Consider the following 24,690-nt stretch of genomic DNA (forward strand, 5'->3'; position numbering starts at 1 on the left):
TATTAGGAAGAGATGAACGTTAAACAAAGAACACTTAATTCAGAAATTACGATTTCAGGGGTTGGCCTCCACACTGGTAAACATGCTACATTAGTTTTTAAGCCGGCACCTGTAAATCATGGATATAAATTTAAACGAATAGATTTAGAAGGTCAGCCCATCATCGATGCTGACGTGGATAACGTTTCAGACACTTCGAGAGGAACCACGATTACACAAAATGGCGCAAGCGTAAGCACGGTAGAACACTTACTGGCATCCTTAGTAGGAATGGAGATTGATAATGTGCTGATAGAAATTGATGGCCCTGAAGTTCCGATTATGGATGGGAGTGCTTTAATTTACGTAGAAGCCATTGAGAAGGCAGGGTATAAAGATCAGGAAGCAGATCGGGAATATTACGAAATACCTCATAATATACATTATACCGAAGCTGATAGAAAAGTAGAGATGGTTGCGATGCCTTTAGATGGGTATCGATTTACCTGTATGATTGATTATAATTCACCCGTATTGGGAAGTCAACACTCTGCTATTACTAGCATCAGTGAATTTAAAAAGGAAATTGCCTCGTCCAGAACGTTTTGTTTCTTGCATGAATTAGAAATGTTGCTTGAACATAATCTGATTAAAGGAGGTGATTTAAATAACGCGATTGTAGTAGTCGATAAAGATGTGAGTAAAGATGAGCTGAAGCATTTAGCGAAACTCTTTAATCGGGAAGATATCGATGTGGCAAGGGAAGGTATCCTGAATAATATTAAGCTTCGCCATCAGAATGAGCCGGCACGGCATAAGTTGTTGGATATGATTGGCGATTTGGCCTTAGTAGGGCGGCCGTTGAAGGGACATATCATGGCTGCACGTCCCGGGCATGCTGCCAATGTGGCATTTGCCAAAAAGATCAAAGCGCAGATTAGTAGGGAAAAGAACAAGAAGTATGTGCGGGTTTACGATCCGAATATGACCCCCGTTTATGATACGGCGCAGATTATGAAGATTTTACCCCATAGGCAGCCGATGCTGATGGTGGATAAGATTCTGGAACTTACAAAAACTCATGTGGTGGGTTTGAAGAATGTGACAATGAATGAAGACATTTTCATGGGGCATTTTCCAAATGAGCCGCTATTCCCCGGAGTTCTTCAAATTGAGGCCATGGCGCAAACAGGAGGCATATTGGTGTTAAATACCGTACCCGACCCAGAGAATTATATCACCTTATTTTTGAAAATTGAGAACGCTCGGTTTAAAGCACAGGTGAAGCCGGGAGATACCATTATTTTTCACTGTAGTTTATTGCAACCGATAAGAAGAGGTATCGCTCAAATGAAAGGTGTTGGCATGGTTGGCGAAAAGATTGTGGTAGAAGCAGAATTGATGGCACAGATAGTTAAGATAAAAGAAGAAATTAAAGAGCAATAAGATGATCCAACCATTGGCATATATACATCCGCAAGCCAAAATCGCGGAAAATGTAGTGATCGAACCTTTTGTAACTATTCATAAAAACGTAGAAATAGGCGAAGGAACATGGATAGGCTCGAATGTTGTTATCATGGATGGCGCGCGTATCGGGAAAAATTGTCGTATTTTCCCTGGGGCGGTAATAAGTGGCATCCCGCAGGATCTCAAATTTGCGGGTGAAGACACTACCGCTGAAATTGGTGATAATACCACCATCCGCGAATGTGTGACCATTAATAGAGGCACAAAAGATAGATGGCGTACGGTAGTTGGAAATAATTGCCTTATCCAAGCATATAGTCATATCGCCCACGATTGTTTTGTTGGTAATAATTGTATTTTTTCAAATAGCAGCACGTTAGCGGGGCATATTACAGTTGGCGATTATGTGGTGTTGGCGGGCATGGTTGCTGTTCATCAGTTTTGCCATATTGGGTCTCATGCGTTTGTTGCAGGAGGTTCTTTGGTTCGTAAAGATGTTCCGCCCTTTGTTAAAGCAGCGAGAGAGCCACTTTCTTATGTGGGGATTAATTCTGTCGGCTTAAGGCGCAGGGGCTTTTCATCTGAGCAAATCAACGAAATCCAAGATATCTATCGTACCATGTTTGTGAAAAACAACAATTTAACGAAAGCCTTGGATATCATTGAAACGGAATGCCAACCGACGGAGATTCGCGACGAGATCCTGGACTTTGTGCGAAGCTCTAATCGCGGGATTATGAAAGGCTTTGGCCAAGGAAAGGTTGCGCTGTAAGATTTTAACCTAAGCAGCATTAAGCTGCTTATGGTGTTTTTACTGCTGGAGGATTAGCACTTGGATATCATACTCGAAAATATCGGTCGGCGTTTCAATCGAGAGTGGATTTTTAAATCGGTCAATTACCATTTTTTGCATGGAAATAGTTATGCGATTTTAGGCCCTAACGGGTCCGGTAAATCGACCTTACTTCAGGTGTTGATCGGTAGTCTTACAGCATCCGAAGGCACCATTCGATACCTCGATGAAGATCAGAAACTGGATGCGGATATGTTTTTTTCCTCGAGTGCTTTAGCGGCGCCCTACCAAGAGCTGATCGAAGAGTTTACGCTACGTGAATTAATCGATTTTCACTTTTCTTTTAAACGAATGGAAGAAGGCCTGAACGCACAATTGCTAGTTGAATTATTGGATCTCGAACGCGCTGCGGACAAAGAACTACGCTACTTTTCGTCCGGAATGAGACAGCGCACGAAATTGGCCTTGGCTTGCTGTTCGCAAACCCCTACCTTATTTTTAGATGAACCCACATCCAATTTGGATACACAGGGGATCGCTTGGTATCTTAATCTAATTGAGCGATTCGCCAAGAACAAATTGCTGATTATTTGTTCCAATCAAGAACATGAATATAGCTTTTGTCGGCATCAAATTCATATTGAGCAGTATAAAAACTACTAGGCGACTAAATTTTTGGGAATCCAAATTTTAAGGTTACCTTTGCACCACCGAAAAAATGTTTTTACATAATAACTTATAGATATGGCTAAAGCTTCTGATGTCAAGACGGGCAATATATTGCGTTTTAACGGCGAATTGGTATCTGTAGATGAGTATATTCATAGAACTCCGGGAAACCTACGTGCTTTTTATCAAGCGAAGATGCGCAACGTTAGAACGGGTAAGTTGGTGGAGTATCGCTTCCGTACCGATGAGGAGGTTGAGATTGCGCGTGTTGAGACGAACGATTATCAATACCTTTATGATGAAGGAGACTTTTTCGTTGTAATGGATAATGTCTCTTTTGAGCAATATAATATCCCCAAATCGCTTTTTGGTGATTCGGCACGGTTCTTGAAAGAGGGTATGAATGTATTGGTGGCCTTTGAAAGTGAGGAACCGATTATGGCTCAAACACCTACTACGGTAGAGCTTGAGATTACTTATACGGAACCTGCTGTGAAAGGCGATACCTCTACAAACGCCCTGAAAAGCGCTACCGTGGAAACGGGCGTTGAAATTCGTGTTCCCTTGTTCATCAACCAAGGTGATAAAGTTAAGGTTGATACCAGAACCGGGGATTATATCGAACGGGTGAAATAATTTGATTAAGTTTTTAGGTTTAGGTTGATTAGGCGGTCTTTGAGAGCTCTTCTCTAAGGCCGTTTTTTATTTGCCTTTTAATATAGTAGAGACGGAATGTATACAAAACAAGCTAGCAGATTGCGGTTTAAGTTTATGCGCGATCAATTGTCGGATACGCAGTACCATCAGCTCAATGCAAGTTTGCTGAGAAACTTTCAGTCCTTGCCAATGGACAGAATTGCGTACCTCCATACCTTTCTGCCTATATTGGAAAAAAGAGAGCCTAATACATTTCTCCTCATTGACTATATAAAGGCGAATTATCCCAATACAAAAATTGTGGTGCCAAAAAGCGATTTGCAGAAGAACATAATGACCCATTACGTGTTGGGCGAACAAGCATTAATGAAAAACAAGTGGGGCATCGTAGAGCCCGAAGGATCGACCAACCAAGTAGCGGTAGGATTGATAGATGCTGTGCTCTTACCTTTGCTAAGTTTCGACATGGAGGGGAACCGGGTAGGTTATGGCAAGGGCTATTATGATCGCTTTTTAAGCGAATGCCGTCCGGATATTCGTAAAATTGGTTTGTCGCTATTTGATCCCGTTGATAAGATTATTGATTGTGAAGCACATGACATTCCTTTGGATAGCTGCGTAACACCTGAAAAAATATGGGTTTTTTCTAAATAGGCGGCAGCGCTAAATGCGAATACTTAACACCTAAGTGCTAACCAAACAAATCGTTAAGTATTTTAGCCAGTCGGATTCCACCCTTTAGTAGTTGTTGATTCAGCGTGTTGATATGATCGAAGTTATAGCGATAGCTGAGCTTCTCTTCAGGTTGGACATCTTTATACAAAGATTCACTAATCTGGTAAGATTCATACAGCCAGTTTTCCAATGAGCTGTTCTGCCACATAGCGCGCTGTTCCTTTGTGCTGAAATTAATCGCTTGGGTATATTCCGTAAAACTTAGCTGCTGAAAATCTATCAATTGCTCATCCCAAATTCGATGGAGATTCGTGGGGATATTGAACCAATAGAGTTTGATCTTATTACCTCCTAGATCTTCAAAGCGGCCCGTATGCATCGGTTGATGGATGTCGCCCACAATATGTATAATAAGACGAAGGTACATTACCTGAGTGGCTTTATCTAAAGAATGTCGATTTTTAAGCTGCTGAATCAACATAAGGAGCTTGTTGTAAGCATTAGCGGTCGTGTCGCTATGTAGTTGTTGGCTTAGCTGTTCGTAAGTCAGGCCGCTTTTGAAATTTACATAATGCCAACTGCCTAAATAATTGAAAGCTGGGTCAGATTTTATAAAGTCGGGCCAATTCGCAGCCATTGCTAAAGATTCATTACCCAGAATTTCCTGAATATTTTTTCTTGCCCGCTTGCTTAAATGTTGATCGGCAAGCGCACCTACCACACGATGACCGGTAAGCCCCCAAGCGAAGGCAGAATGGTAAGAAAAAAGAAACAGGATAACTATGACATAGAGTATGGCAACTTTCTTCATAGTGCAAAGTTAGTCAAAAGCCATCAGCCATTAGCAATCCGTTTGCTGTTTTATTTCCGTTTTTATTGGTTGATATCCGATCGCTGATCTCCATAAAAATCCTATCTTTGTCAACTAAAACAAAACACATATATCATGAGTGTTGAAAGAGGTCCAATATCACAATTTATAGAGAAAAATTACCTGCATTTTAATGCCGCATCGTTGGTAGATGCTGCCAAAGGCTATGAAGCCCATTTGGATGCGGGGGGCAAAATGATGATTACGTTGGCAGGAGCAATGAGTACGGCCGAACTGGGAATTTCCCTAGCCGAAATGATCCGTCAAGATAAGGTTTCCATTATTAGCTGTACCGGGGCTAACCTAGAAGAAGATATCATGAATCTGGTAGCACACTCTCATTATAAAAGAGTGCCTCATTACCGAGATTTGAGTCCACAAGACGAATGGGATCTATTAGAAAATCACTATAACCGCGTAACAGACACCTGTATTCCGGAGGAAGAAGCTTTCAGGAGATTACAGCAACATATCCACAAAATATGGAAGGATGCTGAACAGGCAGGAGAACGTTATTTTCCGCACGAGTATATGTACAAAATGCTGAAAAGCGGTGTGTTAGAACAATATTACGAAATCGATCCAAAGAACTCGTGGATGTTGGCTGCCGCAGAAAAGAATCTTCCGATTGTGGTACCTGGATGGGAAGACAGCACGATGGGAAATATCTTCGCTTCCTATGTGATTAAAGGCGAGTTGAAAGCTTCCACCATGAAAAGCGGAATTGAATATATGGCTTACCTGGCAGATTGGTACGTAAAAAATAGTGATGGTAAAGGCATTGGCTTTTTTCAGATTGGGGGAGGTATAGCGGGCGACTTTCCGATTTGTGTTGTGCCCATGCTTTATCAAGACATGGAAATGGAGAATATTCCGTTCTGGAGTTATTTCTGTCAGATATCAGATTCAACTACATCTTATGGCTCTTACTCAGGCGCGGTACCCAATGAAAAAATTACGTGGGGAAAGCTAGGCATAGAAACACCTAAATTCATTGTTGAATCAGATGCCACTATCGTTGCACCATTAATTTTTGCTTGGATATTAAAACAGTAATATTTTATAAGGAGCTCTTGAGCTCCTTTCTTGTTTTTCAGCCCGTAGGATGTCATACTACGACCTAGATTTCTACCATGGCCGGAGCTTATAGCCGCCCTCTTAAATAGAGTAATAATATTTTTTTAATATTTCAAATTCCCTTCCCGTATTTTTTCGGATGATTTTTGGCGGGCCTTTAAAAAAGGGCTTAGAAAACTAAATAGAGGCGATTTAAAACAATTTAGAATCATTATAAATTGATAATTAAAGTCACGAAATTGTCACTGATATCTTAATTAGTTATACTTTTGTGCTCAGGTTTTAAAGAGGTATGCCCAGTGCATCTTTGAATCTGTTAGGTTACATTCATATAAAATAGTATAAAGCTCTCAATATGAGAAACATCTCGTTACTTTTTAGAAGTGTTGTAAAGTCCTTGATCTTAGTTTCAGTACTAAGTATGGCAGCTGTGTCTGCCCGTGCGCAGGACGTTAAAGAAGGGGCGTCTCTGTTTAAACAGAAATGTACCTCGTGTCACGCCATCGATAAGGATCTGGTTGGCCCTGCATTGAAAGATGTAAGCAAAAGACATGAGGAAGAATGGTTGATTAAGTGGATTAGAAATTCACAGGCTTTAGTTGCTGCGGGAGACGAACAAGCGGTTGCGCTTTTTGAAGGGCACAACAAGGTCGTGATGACTCCTTTCCCTGATTTGTCCGATGACAATATCAAAAACATATTAGCCTACATCGACGATGCTTCACAGGCTCCTGCCGGTGGAGATGGTAAAACTGCGGGAGGTGATGCTGCAGCTGCCAAGAGCGATGACGTGAGTGATTTTATGCTGTACGGATTGATTGCGGTAATTGTAATCGCGTTCATTGTGATTGTTGTGCTGAACCGTGTTATCAAAACCTTGGAACGAATCATTCTTAACAAAAAGGTGCTTATTGAGGAAGAAGAGGAAGAAACAGAAGGTAAAGACTACTTAGGGACCCTTAAAAAGTTAGCTAAGAATAAAAAATTGGTTTTCTTCTTTGTACTTGGCTTGGTAGCTTTCCTTGGTTCGGCAGGTTGGAAAACATTGTGGAATGTCGGTGTTCACCAAGGTTATAAACCGGTTCAACCGATTAAGTTCTCTCACCAATTGCATGCGGGCGTTAATCAGATCGAATGCCAATACTGCCATTCGGGCGCATTTAAATCAAAAAATGCTTCCATTCCTTCTGCGAACGTTTGTATGAACTGCCATAAATACGTTACAGCCAGTGAGAAGTATAATGGAGAAACTTCACCTGAAATCCAAAAAATCTACAATGCATTGGATTGGGATGGTCAAAAATATGGACCTAATCAACGTCCAATTCAATGGGTTAGAATCCATAACTTGCCCGACTTCGCTTACTTTAATCACTCGCAACACGTTTCAGTTGCAGGAATCGAATGTCAGCGTTGTCATGGACCGATTGAGACCATGGAAGAAGTTTATCAATACTCTCCTTTAACCATGAAATGGTGTGTGAATTGCCACCGTGAAACAGAAGTTAATCACAAAGACAATGCATACTACGATCAGCTGATCGCTGCTCATGAGAAACTAAAAGAGGGCGACAAGATTACAGCTGCATCACTTGGTGGCCTTGAATGTGGTAAATGTCATTATTAATAAATTGAGAATACGCATCTTTAATATATATAGCTTAAATGGATAGCAACAAGAAATATTGGAAAGGCTTAGAAGAACTGGAACAAACACCTGCTTTTGTAAAAAACAGCAAAGGTGAGTTCGCAGAATCCCTTCCTATAGAGAACGTATTAAACGAGGCCGGTTTAAGTACAAAAACACCTCGTCGCGACTTTTTGAAAGCGTTAGGTTTTGGATTGGGAGCAGTTTCGCTAGCGGCTTGCCAAAGCACCCCGGTACATAAATCTATACCCTATTTAATAAAACCGGAGGAAGTGACTCCGGGTATTCCAAATTATTACGCGTCTAGTTACAACGGTCAGAGTATCTTGGTTAAAACGAGAGAGGGTAGACCTATATTGATCGAACCGAATCCTAAATCAATCGGTGTAAATCGGGGAACCGATGCAGCAACGCAGGCATCCGTTTTAGACCTTTATGATATGTCCAAGTTGAAAGGACCGAAGATCAAAGGTAATGAAGCGGATTGGGAGTCGGTTGACGCACAAGTTAAAGCAGCCTTAAATGCAGCTAACAGCGCCGGTAAACAAATACGAATCATCTCGTCTTCCATCAATAGCCCTTCAGCATTAGCTGCAATAGCAGGTTTCATCGCCAAATACCCAACTGCTAAGCTGGTTGAGGTAGATGCCGTGTCCTATGCGGGTATTATAAAAGCAAATCAAGCAAGTTTCGGTAAGGCCGCTATTCCTCACTATCGTTTTGATAAGGCGGATGTGATCGTGAGTGTGGGTGCGGATTTCTTAGGAACTTGGTTAGCGGGAGAAGAGCATACACAACAATATGCCGATAATCGCGGATATAAGTCGCTTGAAAACAAAAAAATGTCGCGTCATATTCAATTCGAAAGTGGATTAAGTATGACTGGCGCAAATGCAGATGCGCGCGTTGCGGTTAAGCCTTCCGAGGAAGCTGCGGTGCTTGTCTCATTGTATAACGCAATTACAGGAGCTTCTTTGGCAGGAGGTCTTTCGGCTAATGAAAAGGCACAAAAGGTAGTTGGTCTTGTATCAAAAGAACTTCTGAATGCAAAAGGCAGATCAGTGGTGGTAGCAGGAAGTAATGACGTTGCTTTGCAAACACTTGCCAATGCCATCAATGCAGCCTTAAACAATTACGGAAGCACGATCGATTTAGATAATGTATCTTATCAGTATAAAGGAAATGATTCTGACTTTACAACTTTCTTGAATGAAGCTGCTGCTGGTCAAGTAGACGTAGCCTTTTTCTTAAATGTGAATCCGGCATACGATTATTTTGACAGCGAAAAAGTCAAAGGCGCTTTAGCCAAAGTTAAGCTCAAAGTATCTTTTGCTGATCGTGAGGATGAAACGGCGGAATTGGTAGATATTTTAGCGCCTAATCATAACTATTTAGAGTCTTGGGGAGATAGTAACGCAAGAGAAGGGTACTTTACAGTCGTTCAACCTACAATCAATCCGGTATTTAATACCCGTCAAGCCGAGCAAAGCTTACTTATATGGTCAGACAATGCGCTTGCTTACCATGATTTTGTAAAAGAAAACTGGGAAAAGAATATACTAGCCGGCACCGGTACAACCTGGGAAAATGTGCTGCAAGCTGGCTTTGAATATAAAGGCGACAAACCCGCACAAGCTTATAGCTTTGCAGGAGATGTAAACGCAGCTGCTGCGGCTGCAGTGAGCGCTAGCAAAGCCTTGGCTAAAGATGTGGAAGTACAATTATATCAAAGTGTGGCCATAAGAGATGGTAAACAGGGAAATAACGCGTACTTGCACGAGTTACCGGATCCTATTTCAAAGGTGACTTGGGACAACTACGTCGCCATTGCGCCTAAATTTGCAGAGAGCTTAGGGCTTGGTGAGAATAGCGTAGTAAAGGTTACAGGAGAGAACGGCTATTCAGTGGAACTGCCGGTGCTGTTGCAACCGGGACAAGCTCAAGGTACAGTTTCTATTGCTATTGGATACGGTAGAACGAAGGCTGGTAAAGCAGGGAACGAGGTTGGACAAAATGCGTATCCATTTGCTAAGTTCGTGAATGGTACACTCCAATTTAATACAACCGCTAAGTTAGAAAAGGTTTCAAGAACCTATGAATTAGCACAAACACAAACACACCATACCATTGAAGGACGCAATGTAATTAGGGAAACTACTTTTAAAGATTACGTGAAGGACCCTGCGCACGGAAGTGGTAATCATGGCGAAAAGCATAAGACTTACGACTTGTGGGATAAGTTTGAGTCGCCAGGGCATAAATGGGTTATGGCGATCGACCTGAATGCTTGTACGGGATGTGGTGCCTGTGTGGTGGCTTGTAATGTGGAAAACAATGTGCCGGTTGTCGGACGGGATGAAGTACGTCGCCGCCGCGAAATGCACTGGTTAAGAATTGACCGCTATTATAGCTTCGAGCATGATGGCGAACAAGTAACAGAGGAAAAGGAATTAGACAGACTAAGCAGAGAAAATGCTAATCTGGATAATGTATCGGTTGTTTTCCAACCCATGCTGTGCCAACATTGCGATCATGCCCCTTGCGAAACCGTGTGTCCGGTATTGGCTACCGTTCACTCTTCAGAAGGCTTGAACCATATGGCTTATAACAGATGTTTTGGTACACGTTACTGTGCGAACAACTGTCCATATAAAGTACGTCGTTTTAACTGGTTCAACTATTGGAATGATTCGCGCTTTGATAATTACCTGAACAATGAGTTCACTCAATTAGTGTTGAACCCGGATGTTACATCTAGATCACGTGGTGTGATGGAAAAATGTACCATGTGTTTACAACGCATCCAAGGTGGAAAATTGAAAGCGAAATTGGAAAAACGTAAGTTGAGAGACGGTGATATAAATACGGCTTGCGCAGCAGCATGTTCTGCTAATGCCATTATCTTCGGCGATATCAATGATCCTAATTCAGAGGTATCAAAGGCGTTGAGAAATGAGCGTGTTTATTATGTACTGGAAGAAATTAACGTACAACCTAACATTGGTTATATGACTAAAGTTAGAAATACTTTTGAAGCTTAATCGGTTTAATTGATCTGAAAAAATAAGAATATGTCATCGCATAACGAATCAATACTTAGAGAACCATTAGTTACCGGTAAGAATATTACTTATGCCAAGGTAACGAATGATATTCTCGTACCTGTAGAGAATAAACCAAATGCGGCTTGGTGGATTGGTTTCACTGTAGCTGCCTTGGGTGCGCTACTATGGGTTTTTAGCGTAAGTTATACATTTTGGACGGGTATCGGCGCTTGGGGCCTAAACAAAACGGTAGGCTGGGCATGGGATATTACCGACTTCGTATGGTGGGTGGGTATCGGTCACGCAGGAACGTTGATTTCTGCGGTATTGCTTCTTTTCCGTCAAAACTGGCGTAACTCCATCAACCGCTCAGCAGAGGCGATGACAATCTTCGCCGTAATCTGTGCCGCAACTTATGTCGTTGCCCACATGGGGCGTCCTTGGTTGGCGTACTGGATTTTCCCGCTACCGAACCAATTCGGTTCATTATGGGTGAACTTCAACTCCCCCCTTGTATGGGATGCTTTTGCGATCTCTACCTATTTTACAGTATCCTTAGTGTTCTGGTATACAGGTTTATTACCGGATATTGCAACGGTTCGCGACCGCGCTACTGGCTTAAGAAGAAGAATATATTCGATCTTGTCGTTCGGCTGGACGGGTAATGTGAAGACTTGGCAACGCTTTGAAATCGTATCATTGATATTAGCCGGTATTTCTACACCGCTGGTACTTTCAGTGCACACCATCGTATCAATGGACTTTGCAACCTCGGTTATCCCGGGATGGCATACAACCATTTTCCCTCCTTACTTTGTGGCGGGTGCGATTTTCTCGGGTTTTGCCATGGTTCAAACCTTACTCTTGATTACCCGGAAAGTTTTGAATTTCGAAAACTACATAACCATGTTCCACATCGAGTCAATGAACAAGATCATCATGGTTACCGGGTCTATTGTAGGGGTTGCTTATCTTACCGAGTTGTTTATCGCTTGGTACTCAGGTTCAGAATATGAAATGTATGCTTTCGCCAATCGTGTTGCAGGGCCGTATTGGTGGGCATATTGGTCGATGATGACCTGTAACGTAATTTCTCCTCAGTTATTCTGGTTTAAGAAAATACGGACAAGCATTCCGATTTCATGGGTATTGTCTATCGTGGTAAATATTGGTATGTGGTTCGAGCGTTTTGTAATTATCGTGACCTCACTGCATCGCGACTATATACCTTCGAGCTGGGCAATGTTCTATCCAACTTGGACTGACGTTGGTATATTTGTTGGATCAATCGGTTTATTCTTTACCTTATTCTTATTGTTCTTACGTGTATTACCGGGTATAGCAATGGCAGAGGTTAAATTATTATTGCATTCCGCTAGTCACCAGCAAAAGCTTAAACTTGTTAAGGAAGGTCACTTGAAATCCGAGCAGGTTGAATTCTACAAAGAATCGCTTGACAAGTATGATAGTGTCAGCGAAGAGGAAATTAAAGAATTAGCAAAATAAAAAGATGAGCGACACAAAATATATTTTAGGACATTTTGAACATCCGGACGATTTGATGGATGGAATAGATAAGTTGCAAAAGAGTAACATTTCTATTTACGATGTATATACACCCATGCCAATACACGGTATTGAGGCAAAATTAGGTGTTCCGCCATCTCGTTTGCCAATCGTAGCTTTCATATGTGGTATTACCGGAACCATCTCTGGTATCAGTTTGCTATATTATACACTGCATAAAGACTGGCCTATGATTATCGGTGGTAAACCGACGTTGCCAATGCCCGATTTTGTTCCCGTAACATTCGAGCTAACTATCCTGTTTTGTGCGTTGGGTATGGTGGCTGCATTTTACTTCAGAAGCCATCTTTTTCCGGGAAGAGCTCCACGAGTAATGGATTTGCGCGCAACGGACGATCGCTTTGTAATTGCAATTGATGCTAGATCGAACACCGATCACGAAAAAATTGACAGCTTATTAAAAGACGCAGGTGCGGTAGAAGTACTGTACAATGAAAGGAAATATGTTAGCTATGAATAAGACTAGACTGTTTGGAACCGCATGTTTTGCAATAGCTTTCGCGGCGATAGTATCTTCTTGTGGAGATAAAACAACGCGGAGTACAGGATGGGAATTCTCAAGAAACATGTACGATCCAATAGGATATAATCCAGACCAACCCAATAAGAATTTTGCCAATGGGCAAACGGCTCAGACTCCACCGGAGGGAACTACTCCCGTAGGTTTTGAACGTTTTGATTATCCAAATACGTTAGAGGGCTACGAAGCAGCAAGTGTAAATGTGCACAATCCTTTGGAACGAAACGAAAAGAACCTAAAGGAAGGGGCTCATTTATTTCAGGCCTTTTGCTCGCCTTGCCATGGGCCTGAAGGGCATGGGGATGGAACCATTGTGAACATGGAGAAGTTTCCACCGCCACCTTCATATGCTACGGGCAACTCTTCCCGTGGAGGATTAATGAAGGATTTGACCGATGGTAAAATCTACCATACGATTACCTACGGATTAAATCTAATGGGCTCGCATGCTTCACAATTATCACCTGAAGAACGATGGAAAGTGGTGATGTATGTTCATGAATTGCAAAAAAAATAGTATTATAAACAGTTATATATCAAATGGGAACTCATAGTCACACTACATATAATTTTGACGAGCGCTTTGAATTCGTTGGAAAGGCGAAAACATGGAGCTTGGCAGCAATAATAATTGGTGTTATTGCGATTGTTGCGGGCTTTTATGTGGACGGTAGCCACCGCATGTTCGCCAATTTATTGTTAATGGGATATTATTTTACCTGTGTGTGTGCAGCAGGAGCTTGTTTCTTAGCTATCCAGTTTGTATCCCAAGCCGGATGGTCAACAGGCCTTTTACGTATTCCGCAAGCATTTGCCAGTGTATTACCGATCGCATCGATTATTTTGATCGTAATCACCGCTGCGGGCTTATTTACACATAATCTATACCATCATTGGCACGCCGATGGAATAACGGATCCGAATAGTCCTCACTACGATGCTTTAGTAGCAGGAAAGTCTGCTTTTCTAAATGTACCCGGTTTTTTTGCCAGACAGATTATATTTTTAGGCTGCTACAGCATTTTAGGTGCAGCCTTGTCTAAACTATCTTATAGAGAGGACTTGGAAGGAAGTTTGAATTCTTATAAGAAGAGCTTCAAATTTTCTGCAATATTTCTTGTGATATTTGGTTTTACAACACCTATATGGTCTTTCGATACCGTGATGTCTTTGGAGGCACATTGGTTCTCAACGATGTTCGGTTGGTATAACTTCGCTGCAATGTGGGTAAGTGGTTTATGTGCGATCACCTTAATAATTATTTTGTTGAAACGCGCTGGATACTTAGCTTGGGTGAATGAAAACCATTTACACGACATGGGTAAACTGATCTTCGGTTTCTCTATCTTTTGGACATACGTATGGTTTGCACAGTTTATGTTGATTTGGTACGCAAACATACCGGAAGAAACGGTATATTTCTATAAAAGATGGGAACCCGAGTACAAACCTTGGTTTTGGTTGTCAATAATCATTAACTTTGTAGCTCCTGTTCTGATTTTGATGGATCGTGATGCTAAAAGGAAAGAAAATATCATGCTTTTTGTATGTATCCTGCTGTTAGCTGGACATTGGTTAGATTATTATATCATGATTATGCCCGGAACGGTTGAAAACCACAGAGGTTTTGGTCTAAGTGAGATCGGTTCGATATTAGGTTTCGTTGGTTTATTTACCTATTTAACCTTAGGTAAATTGAGTAAGCAACCGCTGGCCCCAAAGAACCATCCATTTTTGGAAGAAAGTCTTCATCATCAAATTTAGTTTCTTCGATTAGAAAGCGAATTGAAATACGAATAACCGTTAATATTGAAATGAGATATAGAAAGTACATCAATTTTAGAACGATCTTCGGCTTGGTAATGGCTGTTATGCTATCATTGCAAAGTCCAGCTTTTGCTCAGTCAGGAGATAGTACTGCCGCCAAGAACGATACCAGTGCTACTGTTTCAAGTTCAGAGTTGCAGGCTAAAGCGGATTCAGCCGGGACAAATGCGGCGGATACCACCGGTAATGCCGTTGCTGCAAAGACGCCCGCCGGGACAAGTGCAACCAGCAACGCTGCACAAGCAGCACAAGAAGAAGAAAAGTCAATAGACCCTCAGGTATATAAAAACTTCTTTTATTATGTGTTGTTGTTTTTCCTCGTGTGTATCGTGGTTGGTATTGTTGGTAAGATTATCCACGTTTACGAATTAACACGCGAAATGCAAGGAAAAGGAAAACGCGTGAACTGGAATAAGTTCAACGGCATTCTTTTCTTAATAAGCCTTTTTGTAGGATTGTACGGTGCTTATTGGTCATACGTACACCACGGTAGCCTAGCTTGGCACGAAGCGGCATCCGAGCACGGAGCAAAAATTGATAGTATGTTTATCACAACTACAGTGATTACAACCATTGTCTTTGTGCTAACGCATATCTTACTCTTTGGATTCTCATTCATATATAAAAGCAGTGGAAAGCGCAAAGCTTATTTCTATCCACATAATAACCTGATAGAAAAAATATGGACCATTGTTCCGGCCATTGTATTGACAATTCTTGTATTGTTTGGGTTTTTTACCTGGAGAAGTATAACGAATGTACCGGATGATGTAGCTAAAAATGCGCTGCAAGTGGAAATTACGGGCGAGCAATTCGCTTGGACGGTTCGTTATGGTGGAAGAGATAATAAAATTGGTAAAAGAAGTATTAAGTTGACAACCCCTTTGAACGGCTTGGGGATCGACTATAATGATAAAAATGCCTGGGATGATATAATGGGATCTGAAATAGTATTGCCGGTAGGTAAACCTGTTAGATTTACCATAAACTCTAAAGACATCCTACATAGTTTCTATATGCCGGATTTCAGAGTTCAAATGAACGCAGTACCGGGTATGGCTACGCATTTCCAAATGACTCCACGTTTCACAACGGAGGAGATGCGCGAAAAGTTGAACAATCCTGAATTTGATTATGTAATGCTTTGTGCTAAGATCTGTGGACAAGGACACTACAATATGCAGAAGACGGTACGTATCGTATCCGAAGCGGAATACAAAGAGTGGTTGGCATCGCAAACTTATTTCTTTAGCGATGACGTGAAGAAAGAATTCAAAGCTTCGCAAACAGCAAATCAAGAGGGGCAGGCGAAGGATAATAAACAATTGGCGTTAAATTATTAATATATAGAGGATAAGAGCTTATGTCAAGTATAGCAATTCCACATGCAGGCGATCATGGCCATGATGCTCACGGGCATCATCATGAAACGTTTCTGACGAAATATATTTTTAGTCAGGATCATAAGATGATTGCTAAGCAGTTTTTAATTACGGGTATCATCATGGCTTTTTTTGCTATGTTTTTATCCATCTTATTTAGAATTCAGTTAGCCTGGCCTGAAAAGGATTTTCCCATATTGGAAGTTTTCCTAGGCAAGTGGGCAGAGGGCGGTAGGATAAGGCCCGATTTTTTCCTTTCTTTGGTCACTATCCACGGAACGATCATGGTCTTCTTCGTGTTAACTGCTGGTTTGAGTGGTACTTTTAGTAACTTACTGATTCCATTGCAGCTGGGAGCGCGGGATATGGCATCGCCGTTTATGAATATGTTATCCTATTGGTTTTTCTTTTCGGCTTGCGTAGTGATGATTTCCTCCTTCTTTGTTGAAAGTGGACCTGCAAGTGCCGGATGGACCATCTATCCTCCTTTATCGGCTTTGCCGCAGGCTATTCCGGGATCAGGAACAGGGATGACACTTTGGTTGGCAAGTATGGTGCTGTTTATTGCTTCACAGGTAATGGGGGGTATTAACTACATCAGTACCGTATTGAATATGCGCACGAAAGGAATGAGCCTTTGGAGAATGCCTTTGACTATCTGGGCGGTGTTTTTGACGGCCATTGTTGGTTTGTTATCGTTCCCTGTTTTGGTTTCAGCCGTGGTTTTATTGATCTTCGATAGAAGTATGGGTACCAGTTTCTATTTATCGGATATCATTATAGGTGGACAGATCTTACCAAATGAGGGTGGTAGTCCTATTTTATTCCAACACCTTTTCTGGTTCTTAGGCCACCCTGAGGTATATATCGTATTAATGCCTGCTTTAGGCTTAACGTCGGAAGTAATTGCGACTAACTCACGTAAGCCGATATTTGGTTACCATGCGATGGTATATTCACTGATTGGTATTACCGTACTGTCATTTATTGTATGGGGTCACCATATGTTCGTTACCGGAATGAATCCGTTCTTAGGTGGTGTATTTATGATTACTACCTTAATCATCGCGGTACCATCAGCGGTAAAAACGTTTAACTACCTAGCGACCTTATGGAGAGGAAATATCAAATTTACACCGGCCATGTTATTTGCTATTGGTTTGGTTTCATTCTTTATATCGGGTGGATTGACTGGTATCTTTTTGGGTAACTCCGCCTTAGATATTAACTTACACGATACCTATTTTGTTGTCGCGCATTTCCACTTGGTAATGGGTTCTGCATCTATTTGTGGAATGCTTTGTGGTGTTTACCATTGGTATCCAAAGATGTTTGGACGAATGATGAACGATAAATTGGGTTATCTCCATTTCTGGATGACGTTTATTGGGGCATATTTGGTATTTTTCCCGATGCACTTTATGGGAATAGATGGTGTTCCCCGCCGTTATTATTCGTTCACTAATTTCCCATTCATGCAAGAATGGTTGACGGTCAACGTCTTTGTAACATGGGCGGCTATTATCGCTGGGTTTGGACAAGTAGCATTCTTGTTTAACTTCTTCTATTCAATTTGGTTTGGTAAGAAGGCAACACAGAACCCATGGAAATCTAATACCTTGGAGTGGACAACACCGGTAGAGCATTTACACGGAAACTGGCCGGGCGAGATCCCAACAGTTTATCGTTGGCCTTACGATTATAGTAAACCGGGACATGATGATGATTTTATTCCACAAACGGTTCCTTTCTCAGAAACGATGAGTTCTAACTTGCCACACGATTTTGAAGGGGATGCTGTTGCTGAGCAAATTCAACGCGAGTGGGATAAGGAGCATGGTGTCGAAAGAGAATTACATCATTAATAGTTTTGAATAAAGAACTTGGGGTATCTGCCTAAGCTTATAAGCTAATCGGGTGCCCCATTTTTGTGCTAATGAGTGTCTATTTACCTGGCGAGAGGAGATTTGTAGTAGTAAATAAAATTACTATTCTATCGCTCTTTTTGCTTATCCTGGCCGGTGGAGTGGTGAGAAGTACCGGTTCGGGAATGGGCTGTCCGGATTGGCCAAAGTGTTTTGACCAGTACGTACCGCCAACAAACGAGTCTCAGTTACCTGAAGGGTACGAGCAAAAGTACATTGACAATCGGGCAAGAAAGAACGAACGCTTTGCGAAGACATTGGATCTATTCGGATTCGCCGAGTTAGCTGAGGAGTTGAGAAATGATAAGAGCATTCTTCAACATGAGGAGTTTAATGCGGCTAAAACATGGACGGAGTATATCAATAGGTTAGTTGGTGCAGTTACAGGGTTTTTCCTTTTATTGTGTGCTGTTTTTTCCACTGCGTTCCTGAAAAGTAAAAAGCGTATTTTCTATTTCAGCGTACTCAATTTATTTGTTGTATTTCTACAGGCTTGGCTTGGTTCCATTGTTGTTTCCACCAATTTATTGGCATGGGTAATTACCGTACATATGTTGTTGGCATTGGTTATATTGGCAATTAGTATTTACACCTATTTCCAAGCTAAAGTGCTAAGAGACAGTAGTCTGTTGATCAACAGAGGGAATAAATCAGCAAAATTGCTTGCTCTAGTGGTTTTGGTGCTTATTGTTGTGCAGGTAATACTGGGGACAACGGTGCGAGAGGAAATCGATTTCATTGCGTCGTCATCTGACAATCGCGCTGAATGGGTATCGAAGCTAAGTAACTACTTTAACTACCATCGTGATATAGCTATAGGAGTCTTTGTTCTGTGCCTATTATTATTCTTTTTGGTTCGAACGAGATATGCGCATAAAAGTGTACAGAGCGGAATTGTTAATCTGATTGTTCTACTCGTTATTTTGCAGCTCGCCACAGGCTTTATTCTTTCGTATTTGGGAGTTCCGGCTTATGCTCAAACCACACACTTGGTGTTGGCTAGCTTGTTGTTTGGAGCTCAATATTACCTCATGCTCTTACTGGGAAAGACGAGCGAATACATAGGTCAGTAAATTGATTAAAGTGAAGGATTTTATAAGTGATTTAAAGCAGTTAATAAAAGTTCGACTTTCTTTTACAGTCGTATTTTCTGCATCAATTGCTTTTCTTGTCGGGAGTAGGGCACAAGGAGATATCAATTGGTTAAATTGGGCTATTCTAACGATAGGTGGATTACTGGTGACGGGTTCTGCTAATGGTTTTAATGAGATTATTGAACGCGATCTCGACAAATTAATGAAGCGGACAGCGGATAGACCTTTACCATCGGGCAGAATGACGTCGGGACAAGCACTGGTTTTAAGTTTGTTGATGGGGTTAATCGGCACACTTTTATTGGTTCGATTAAATTTCCTTACAGGAGTACTGTCGGTATTTTCAATTTTGATGTATGCGTTCTTTTATACACCCTTAAAGCAAAAGTCGCCCATTGCCGTTTTTGTTGGTGCATTTCCGGGAGCCTTGCCGCCGCTTATTGGGTATTTTGCAGCTTTTAAGGAACCGTTCATTGACGAGATACCACTAATTTTATTTGGAATTCAATTCGTTTGGCAGTTTCCCCATTTTTGGAGTATCGCTTGGGTACTTGATGAAGATTATAAGCGAGCAGGATTTAGGTTGCTACCCACCACGAGGAAGGATACGATAAGTGCCTTTATGGTCTTTTTATCTGCAGCACTACTCATACCTGTCTCTTTGTTACCTACTTGGTATGGTTTTGCAGGATATACGCTCGCAGTTGTGTCGCTTTTGGCGGGGTTAGTATTTGCTTATTTTGCATTGCAGCTATTTTTGAAAAGGGACTTGGCTTCGGCAAGGAAAGTAATGTTTACATCTTTTTTCATATTACCGTTAATGCAATTAGTGTTGTTGTTTGATTTTATTAAGATATGATAATGGTTCAACAAACGGATAATAATAATTATCTAACGTCTTTAAAGGCGAAGAAATTCTCTTTATACGTTTTTTTAGTGGTATCATTCATGCTCTTCGCCGCTTGGTCCAGTGGTTTTATTGTTTATTCGGCGGGAGGGGAAGATAAGGGCTTAAAAACGTTATTACCTAATACTTTTATTTACAGTACGATCAGTATTGTGCTAAGCAGTTTTTGTATGCATTTAGCTTATGCATCGGCTAAAATCGGCAATGTCGTAAAACAACGTTTATGGTTAGGGCTGACCATTCTGCTAGGCTGCTTGTTTTTCTTCCTGCAATATAGTGCCTGGATGGAGCTGGCTAGAAATGGCGTGATGTTCATTAATAATAATGCATCCCAGTCTTTCATCTACGTCTTTGTATGGGCGCATCAAGCGCATATCTTGGCTGGTATCATTGTACTGTTAAATGCTTTTTTTAAAGCTAATAATGGGAACCCTTTAATTAAAAATCGTTTTAGAATGGAACTTGCCACTATTTTCTGGCATTTTCTGGATATTCTATGGATATATATATATGTTTTCTTACTTTTGAATCAATAAAACTAATTAAATGAGTACTACTGTATCGCAATTAGATCAAGTGAAATCTGGACCATGGAATGGTGGTAGATCTCCTTTTGCCATGGAGTATGGCAAAATTATGATGTGGTTTTTCCTGGTATCAGATGCCTTTACTTTCTCCGCCTTTTTGATTTATTATGGTGCACAGCGTTTTGCCCAGGTAACCTGGCCTAATCCGGATGATGTTTTTCAATCCATTCCCGGAATTGCCGATCATGGTTATCCGTTGGTCTTTGTGGGGATCATGACTTTTATACTGATCATGAGCTCGGTTACCATGGTGTTAGCAGTAGAAGCAGGACATCGCAATGCTAAAAAAGAAGTAGTAGGATGGATGATTGCTACCATTATCGGCGGTTTGATGTTTTTAGGCTGTCAGGCTTTAGAATGGTCGCATTTGCATCACGAAGGATATTGGTGGGGCAGTATACCTACGCATTATGAAGGTATTGATAAATTAGGAGCCCAACAATTCGCTAATCTATTTTTTACCATTACAGGCTTCCATGGGTTTCACGTAACCACCGGTGTAATCATCAATATCATCATTCTCTTTATGACGATGGCAAATGTATTTGAAAAAAGAGGAACCTATTTGATGATCGAGAAAGTAGGGTTGTACTGGCACTTCGTTGACTTGGTTTGGGTGTTTGTATTCACTTTCTTTTACTTGGTTTAATTTTTCATTCCTTACGATATACAAATGAGCGAACATAATTCACATATGGAACATACACATGAAGAGCATCATGCTGATATGTCTAAAAAGTTGATCTGGAAGGTTTTCTTTTATTTATTAGCGATTACCTGCCTAGAGTTTTTCATTGCATTGGCATTAGTTTATCATGGGCCTCTTGAAAAAGGACCTTTAGTTAATTTCATCTATATAGTGCTTACACTGGTGAAGGCTTATTATATTGTGGCCTATTTTATGCACTTAAAGTTTGAGAAAATGGGATTTATAGTGTCGACACTCATTGTGTTTGTCTTTATTATATATTTCATTATTCTGTTATTAACGGAAGGATCCTATCTGAGTATACATTTGAATCATGTATTCGGATAGTATTTTCTTTGTAGCGTCTTTCTCGATAGATTGATTAGAGTGGTATATTACGCAGAATGAAAGATCAAACAAAGTCCTTTTCAATAAAGAAGATTGCAATCCTGGTAACCATATTGGCTTTACCGGGATTTTGTTATTATCTACTTCAGGAAAAGGGCGAGAATCGTTATAAATCGTTACCCTTTTATGGCGAAAAGAAATTAACGGGAACTTTTCATACCAAGCGCGGTAAACAGATTCCCGATACACTTTATCATGCCGTGCAACCTTTCAGCATGTTAAACAGCGATAGCTCTACGGTAACCTTTAAACCGGATAGCAGTGTGGCAGTTATTAATTTCTTCTTTACAAAGAAAGAGAAGCTAGCGAAGCCTATTAACCAAGTGATGCAACAGATTGCCAAACGTTTCGAAAAAAACGCCATGGTTGAGCTTTATTCGGTTAGCATTGATCCTTATAGTGACACACCCTCCGTTTTGAAACAATATAAGGAAGGGTGGGGTAAGTTTAGAAATTGGTATATGCTATCACCGGCGAACTACGAAGAAGTTATAACGTTGGCCAAAGATGGCTTGCTGTTAGATGTTGTTTATGACCCAAAAGCGCATACCCCTGTTACGCATAGTTCATCAATCGTTCTATTGGATTCAAAACGAAGAATAAGAGGGTACTACGACGCCTTGGTTAAAACGGATGTTGATAAACTGATTGACGAAATTAAGTTGTTATTAACGGAAGAATTTAGAAATATAAGCATAAGACAATAATGAGTGATAAGGCTATCTTTAGATTGGTTTGGGGCGTATCGGTTTTTGTTTTTGTCGTGGTTGCACTATTGCAAAGTGGACTGATCGCCTGGAAAGTTATACCGGATTGGGTTTTCTATTTGCCTAAGGCGAATGCCATGATTAATGGAACTTGCACCGTCTTGCTCATCATCTCTTTCTTTTATATTCGGAAAGGAAATATTACAATGCACAAAAGGCTGAATATCATTACCTTTATACTTTCTTCGCTTTTCCTGGTGCTTTATATAATCTATCACTCCACCGGTAATGAGGCAAAGTTTGGGGGGCAAGGAATTATTCGTCCCATTTATTTCTTTATATTGATAACGCATATTGTGCTCTCGGCCATTGTACTGCCCCTTGTTCTGTTCAGTTTTTACAGAGGGATGAAGATGCAAGTTGAAAAGCATCGTAAATTAGTACGTTGGAGTTTTCCTATTTGGTTATACGTCACCATTACAGGCGTAATCGTGTACTTAATGATGGCTCCTTACTACAATTAGTCGATAAACTAGCTTCGTGTAAGTAATTTTTATTGCGTAATTTCGTTTTCTATAATAAGGATCAATAAAAAGTTGCGCTATACTAAACAGATTAGCTTTATCATTTAAAAATAAGCAAATGAAAAAGATTCTCAGAATAGCTGGATTGCTGTTTTTTTTGACAATTGCTGCTGTCAGCTATGTCAAACCGGTGTATGCACAATGCGCGATGTGTACTTTAAATGCTGAGCAATCGGTGAAAGATGGCAACAGTCAAGGCAAAGGCTTAAACAAAGGGATATTGTTTTTATTAGCTATGCCTTATTTGGCGGTAGGCGCCGTAGGATATATGTGGTATAAAAAATATCGAAGGAAGCAGGTTGATGTTAATTTCAAACACGACCCGATCAATCTCAACTAGTTTTCATGGAGGCATGGCGGGTAGGAGCAAGATACGTGCGTTAATAGAAGCCCGATGCCCTCAATGCAGAACGGGAAAAATGTTCATTGGTGGTACATATGGCTTTCGTAAACAACGAACTAATGATATTTGTCCATACTGCGGCTTGGAATTTGAAATTGAACCCGGCTACTTTTATGCTGCTATGTATGTAAGTTATGCCATGGCAGTTTTGGAAGTAATCACCATCGGCTTGACAACCTACTTAATTACCGGAAGTGAGTCTCCTTGGCTCTATTCGATTGTGTTGTTTATAGCAGTATTGCTTTTGGCCCCATTTAATTATCGATATTCGCGACTGATTTTGCTGTATTTTCTGACGCCCAAGATTAAATACAATCCAAAATATCAGTTGGATGATTGAGATCAGTTTTCCTTTTATTTAAACGCTATGATACTTTTTAATAAGGCTTTTTGCTTGTTTCTATTTATTGCTTTACTTATAAGTAGTTGCAAAGTGATGTCCCCGAAAGCCTACCAAGCTATGCTAAATGTGCAGGATTCATTAAATCAAGGTTGGCGGACAGCTCAAATCAAAAATGACAACTTAGAAGATGAACTGGCGAAGCTAAGGGCCGACACAGCATCATTGGGAAGAAGGCTTGCTTCATTGGAAGAGAATTTGAGCTCAAGCTCAAGTGAGGCGAAAAAACTGGCCGCAAATTTAGCTGAACGCGAGGAACGCCTGAAAGAGGTAGAAGATGTACTGCGGAAACGAGAGGAAGCAGGTAATCAATTAAAAGATAAGTTGCAACGTGCGCTGTTGGGATTTAAGGAAAGCGGGTTGACCGTTGATATGCGGGAGGGTAAAGTATATGTCCTACTTGCTGATAAATTACTCTTTTCTTCGGGAAGTATCATAATTGATCAGCGTGGGAAACAAGCTTTGGCCGAGTTAGCCAAAGTTTTGAATACGCAGCCCGAAATCAATATGGCCGTTGAAGGTCATACAGATAATCAGAAGGTGAGAAGCTTGGGACAAATAAAGGATAATTGGGATCTCAGCGTTTTGAGGTCAACTTCGGTTGTCAGGTATCTAACAGAGGAAGAGGGAATCGATCCAAAGAGGCTAATAGCAACGGGAAAGGGCGAGTTTACCCCTGTAGATACCGCAGACACACCCGAGGCTAGGAGTGCTAACAGAAGAATAGAAATTGTTCTTTCTCCAAAGCTGGATGAGCTTTATGAATTGATAAAATAGTAGGTAGTTGA

General features: G+C 40.9%; 25 protein-coding genes. 24 read left to right on the plus strand and 1 reads right to left on the minus strand.

Annotation, left to right across the window (positions count from 1 at the left end):
• Positions 1–12: 12 nt before the first annotated feature.
• From FKG96_RS04650 to FKG96_RS04670, 5 genes are all read left to right on the plus strand, one after another.
• Positions 13–1,425: a bifunctional UDP-3-O-[3-hydroxymyristoyl] N-acetylglucosamine deacetylase/3-hydroxyacyl-ACP dehydratase gene (locus FKG96_RS04650; RefSeq protein WP_013664830.1), complete on the plus strand. Its 1,413-nt coding sequence runs from the start codon at positions 13–15 to the stop codon at positions 1,423–1,425.
• A 1-nt stretch (position 1,426) separates the two neighbouring features.
• A complete protein-coding gene (gene lpxA / locus FKG96_RS04655; protein ID WP_130854496.1) occupies positions 1,427–2,221 on the plus strand; it encodes an acyl-ACP--UDP-N-acetylglucosamine O-acyltransferase in 795 nt (264 codons plus the stop codon).
• Positions 2,222–2,281: 60 nt separating this feature from the next.
• Positions 2,282–2,905, plus strand: coding sequence for an ATP-binding cassette domain-containing protein (locus tag FKG96_RS04660; protein ID WP_130854495.1), 624 nt, complete (start codon positions 2,282–2,284; stop codon positions 2,903–2,905).
• Positions 2,906–2,986: 81 nt separating this feature from the next.
• Entirely contained in the window at positions 2,987–3,547 is a 561-nt protein-coding gene (efp, locus tag FKG96_RS04665; protein WP_013664833.1) for an elongation factor P, read from the plus strand.
• A gap of 96 nt (positions 3,548–3,643) precedes the next feature.
• The gene (locus tag FKG96_RS04670) at positions 3,644–4,222 is read left to right on the plus strand and encodes a 5-formyltetrahydrofolate cyclo-ligase (RefSeq protein ID WP_130854494.1); all 579 of its coding nucleotides are present in this window, start codon (positions 3,644–3,646) and stop codon (positions 4,220–4,222) included.
• A 37-nt stretch (positions 4,223–4,259) separates the two neighbouring features.
• Here the strand turns inward: FKG96_RS04670 and FKG96_RS04675 are convergent, their stop codons facing one another.
• A complete protein-coding gene (locus FKG96_RS04675; RefSeq protein WP_130854493.1) occupies positions 4,260–5,054 on the minus strand; it encodes a S1/P1 nuclease in 795 nt (264 codons plus the stop codon).
• Between the two features lie 135 nt (positions 5,055–5,189).
• On the opposite strand from FKG96_RS04675, the gene FKG96_RS04680 reads away from it, so the two are divergent.
• The 19 genes from FKG96_RS04680 (at position 5,190) to FKG96_RS04770 (ending at position 24,679) form a co-directional block, all read left to right on the plus strand.
• On the plus strand, positions 5,190–6,170 hold the full coding sequence (locus FKG96_RS04680) for a deoxyhypusine synthase family protein (protein ID WP_013664836.1): 981 nt from the start codon (positions 5,190–5,192) through the stop codon (positions 6,168–6,170).
• A 376-nt stretch (positions 6,171–6,546) separates the two neighbouring features.
• Positions 6,547–7,818 (plus strand): cytochrome c3 family protein, encoded by a 1,272-nt coding sequence (locus FKG96_RS04685; RefSeq protein WP_013664837.1) that lies wholly within the window; start codon positions 6,547–6,549, stop codon positions 7,816–7,818.
• Positions 7,819–7,856: 38 nt separating this feature from the next.
• On the plus strand, positions 7,857–10,880 hold the full coding sequence (locus FKG96_RS04690) for a TAT-variant-translocated molybdopterin oxidoreductase (protein WP_130854492.1): 3,024 nt from the start codon (positions 7,857–7,859) through the stop codon (positions 10,878–10,880).
• A gap of 30 nt (positions 10,881–10,910) precedes the next feature.
• The gene (nrfD, locus tag FKG96_RS04695) at positions 10,911–12,389 is read left to right on the plus strand and encodes an NrfD/PsrC family molybdoenzyme membrane anchor subunit (RefSeq protein WP_130854491.1); all 1,479 of its coding nucleotides are present in this window, start codon (positions 10,911–10,913) and stop codon (positions 12,387–12,389) included.
• A 4-nt stretch (positions 12,390–12,393) separates the two neighbouring features.
• Entirely contained in the window at positions 12,394–12,930 is a 537-nt protein-coding gene (locus FKG96_RS04700; protein ID WP_130854490.1) for a DUF3341 domain-containing protein, read from the plus strand.
• Positions 12,902–13,507, plus strand: a complete 606-nt coding sequence (locus FKG96_RS04705; protein ID WP_013664841.1) for a cytochrome c — start codon at positions 12,902–12,904, stop codon at positions 13,505–13,507. The genes FKG96_RS04700 and FKG96_RS04705 overlap by 29 nt, the downstream gene beginning before the upstream one ends.
• Positions 13,508–13,530: 23 nt before the next feature.
• Complete coding sequence (locus FKG96_RS04710; protein ID WP_013664842.1) at positions 13,531–14,754, plus strand: hypothetical protein; 1,224 nt, start codon at positions 13,531–13,533, stop codon at positions 14,752–14,754.
• Between the two features lie 50 nt (positions 14,755–14,804).
• Positions 14,805–16,160: a cytochrome c oxidase subunit II gene (locus tag FKG96_RS04715; protein ID WP_013664843.1), complete on the plus strand. Its 1,356-nt coding sequence runs from the start codon at positions 14,805–14,807 to the stop codon at positions 16,158–16,160.
• Positions 16,161–16,180: 20 nt separating this feature from the next.
• Entirely contained in the window at positions 16,181–18,064 is a 1,884-nt protein-coding gene (locus FKG96_RS04720) for a cbb3-type cytochrome c oxidase subunit I (protein WP_013664844.1), read from the plus strand.
• Positions 18,065–18,135: 71 nt separating this feature from the next.
• Positions 18,136–19,197, plus strand: coding sequence for a heme A synthase (locus FKG96_RS04725; RefSeq protein WP_130854489.1), 1,062 nt, complete (start codon positions 18,136–18,138; stop codon positions 19,195–19,197).
• Between the two features lie 10 nt (positions 19,198–19,207).
• The gene (gene cyoE, locus FKG96_RS04730) at positions 19,208–20,077 is read left to right on the plus strand and encodes a heme o synthase (RefSeq protein ID WP_013664846.1); all 870 of its coding nucleotides are present in this window, start codon (positions 19,208–19,210) and stop codon (positions 20,075–20,077) included.
• Positions 20,074–20,661, plus strand: coding sequence for a cytochrome c oxidase subunit 3 (locus FKG96_RS04735; protein WP_242627108.1), 588 nt, complete (start codon positions 20,074–20,076; stop codon positions 20,659–20,661). Before cyoE ends, FKG96_RS04735 begins: the two co-directional genes overlap by 4 nt.
• A gap of 10 nt (positions 20,662–20,671) precedes the next feature.
• Positions 20,672–21,361 (plus strand): cytochrome c oxidase subunit 3, encoded by a 690-nt coding sequence (locus FKG96_RS04740; protein ID WP_013664848.1) that lies wholly within the window; start codon positions 20,672–20,674, stop codon positions 21,359–21,361.
• Between the two features lie 24 nt (positions 21,362–21,385).
• On the plus strand, positions 21,386–21,748 hold the full coding sequence (locus FKG96_RS04745) for a cytochrome C oxidase subunit IV family protein (RefSeq protein ID WP_041387193.1): 363 nt from the start codon (positions 21,386–21,388) through the stop codon (positions 21,746–21,748).
• A gap of 56 nt (positions 21,749–21,804) precedes the next feature.
• Entirely contained in the window at positions 21,805–22,515 is a 711-nt protein-coding gene (locus FKG96_RS04750; RefSeq protein ID WP_130854488.1) for an SCO family protein, read from the plus strand.
• Positions 22,515–23,039, plus strand: a complete 525-nt coding sequence (locus FKG96_RS04755) for a DUF420 domain-containing protein (RefSeq protein ID WP_013664851.1) — start codon at positions 22,515–22,517, stop codon at positions 23,037–23,039. The genes FKG96_RS04750 and FKG96_RS04755 overlap by 1 nt, the downstream gene beginning before the upstream one ends.
• A 118-nt stretch (positions 23,040–23,157) precedes the next feature.
• Complete coding sequence (locus FKG96_RS04760; RefSeq protein WP_013664852.1) at positions 23,158–23,439, plus strand: hypothetical protein; 282 nt, start codon at positions 23,158–23,160, stop codon at positions 23,437–23,439.
• Positions 23,402–23,842: a DUF983 domain-containing protein gene (locus FKG96_RS04765; RefSeq protein WP_013664853.1), complete on the plus strand. Its 441-nt coding sequence runs from the start codon at positions 23,402–23,404 to the stop codon at positions 23,840–23,842. Before FKG96_RS04760 ends, FKG96_RS04765 begins: the two co-directional genes overlap by 38 nt.
• A gap of 27 nt (positions 23,843–23,869) precedes the next feature.
• Positions 23,870–24,679, plus strand: a complete 810-nt coding sequence (locus tag FKG96_RS04770) for an OmpA family protein (RefSeq protein ID WP_013664854.1) — start codon at positions 23,870–23,872, stop codon at positions 24,677–24,679.
• Positions 24,680–24,690 lie beyond the last annotated feature (11 nt).

Source organism: Olivibacter sp. LS-1 (genome assembly GCF_008245145.1).
Taxonomy (GTDB): Bacteria; Bacteroidota; Bacteroidia; order Sphingobacteriales; family Sphingobacteriaceae; genus Olivibacter; species Olivibacter oleidegradans.

What these genes read in the sequence shown, in the direction of transcription:
- FKG96_RS04650 (WP_013664830.1), top strand. Translation starts at nt 13, where the DNA reads ATGAACGTTAAACAAAGAACACTTAATTCAGAAATTACGATTTCAGGG.
- lpxA (WP_130854496.1), top strand. Translation starts at nt 1,427, where the DNA reads ATGATCCAACCATTGGCATATATACATCCGCAAGCCAAAATCGCGGAA.
- efp (WP_013664833.1), top strand. Translation starts at nt 2,987, where the DNA reads ATGGCTAAAGCTTCTGATGTCAAGACGGGCAATATATTGCGTTTTAAC.
- FKG96_RS04670 (WP_130854494.1), top strand. Translation starts at nt 3,644, where the DNA reads ATGTATACAAAACAAGCTAGCAGATTGCGGTTTAAGTTTATGCGCGAT.
- FKG96_RS04675 (WP_130854493.1), bottom strand. Translation starts at nt 5,054, where the DNA reads ATGAAGAAAGTTGCCATACTCTATGTCATAGTTATCCTGTTTCTTTTT.
- FKG96_RS04680 (WP_013664836.1), top strand. Translation starts at nt 5,190, where the DNA reads ATGAGTGTTGAAAGAGGTCCAATATCACAATTTATAGAGAAAAATTAC.
- FKG96_RS04685 (WP_013664837.1), top strand. Translation starts at nt 6,547, where the DNA reads ATGAGAAACATCTCGTTACTTTTTAGAAGTGTTGTAAAGTCCTTGATC.
- FKG96_RS04690 (WP_130854492.1), top strand. Translation starts at nt 7,857, where the DNA reads ATGGATAGCAACAAGAAATATTGGAAAGGCTTAGAAGAACTGGAACAA.
- nrfD (WP_130854491.1), top strand. Translation starts at nt 10,911, where the DNA reads ATGTCATCGCATAACGAATCAATACTTAGAGAACCATTAGTTACCGGT.
- FKG96_RS04700 (WP_130854490.1), top strand. Translation starts at nt 12,394, where the DNA reads ATGAGCGACACAAAATATATTTTAGGACATTTTGAACATCCGGACGAT.
- FKG96_RS04705 (WP_013664841.1), top strand. Translation starts at nt 12,902, where the DNA reads ATGAAAGGAAATATGTTAGCTATGAATAAGACTAGACTGTTTGGAACC.
- FKG96_RS04710 (WP_013664842.1), top strand. Translation starts at nt 13,531, where the DNA reads ATGGGAACTCATAGTCACACTACATATAATTTTGACGAGCGCTTTGAA.
- FKG96_RS04715 (WP_013664843.1), top strand. Translation starts at nt 14,805, where the DNA reads ATGAGATATAGAAAGTACATCAATTTTAGAACGATCTTCGGCTTGGTA.
- FKG96_RS04720 (WP_013664844.1), top strand. Translation starts at nt 16,181, where the DNA reads ATGTCAAGTATAGCAATTCCACATGCAGGCGATCATGGCCATGATGCT.
- FKG96_RS04725 (WP_130854489.1), top strand. Translation starts at nt 18,136, where the DNA reads ATGAGTGTCTATTTACCTGGCGAGAGGAGATTTGTAGTAGTAAATAAA.
- FKG96_RS04735 (WP_242627108.1), top strand. Translation starts at nt 20,074, where the DNA reads ATGATAATGGTTCAACAAACGGATAATAATAATTATCTAACGTCTTTA.
- FKG96_RS04740 (WP_013664848.1), top strand. Translation starts at nt 20,672, where the DNA reads ATGAGTACTACTGTATCGCAATTAGATCAAGTGAAATCTGGACCATGG.
- FKG96_RS04745 (WP_041387193.1), top strand. Translation starts at nt 21,386, where the DNA reads ATGAGCGAACATAATTCACATATGGAACATACACATGAAGAGCATCAT.
- FKG96_RS04750 (WP_130854488.1), top strand. Translation starts at nt 21,805, where the DNA reads ATGAAAGATCAAACAAAGTCCTTTTCAATAAAGAAGATTGCAATCCTG.
- FKG96_RS04755 (WP_013664851.1), top strand. Translation starts at nt 22,515, where the DNA reads ATGAGTGATAAGGCTATCTTTAGATTGGTTTGGGGCGTATCGGTTTTT.
- FKG96_RS04760 (WP_013664852.1), top strand. Translation starts at nt 23,158, where the DNA reads ATGAAAAAGATTCTCAGAATAGCTGGATTGCTGTTTTTTTTGACAATT.
- FKG96_RS04765 (WP_013664853.1), top strand. Translation starts at nt 23,402, where the DNA reads ATGTTAATTTCAAACACGACCCGATCAATCTCAACTAGTTTTCATGGA.
- FKG96_RS04770 (WP_013664854.1), top strand. Translation starts at nt 23,870, where the DNA reads ATGATACTTTTTAATAAGGCTTTTTGCTTGTTTCTATTTATTGCTTTA.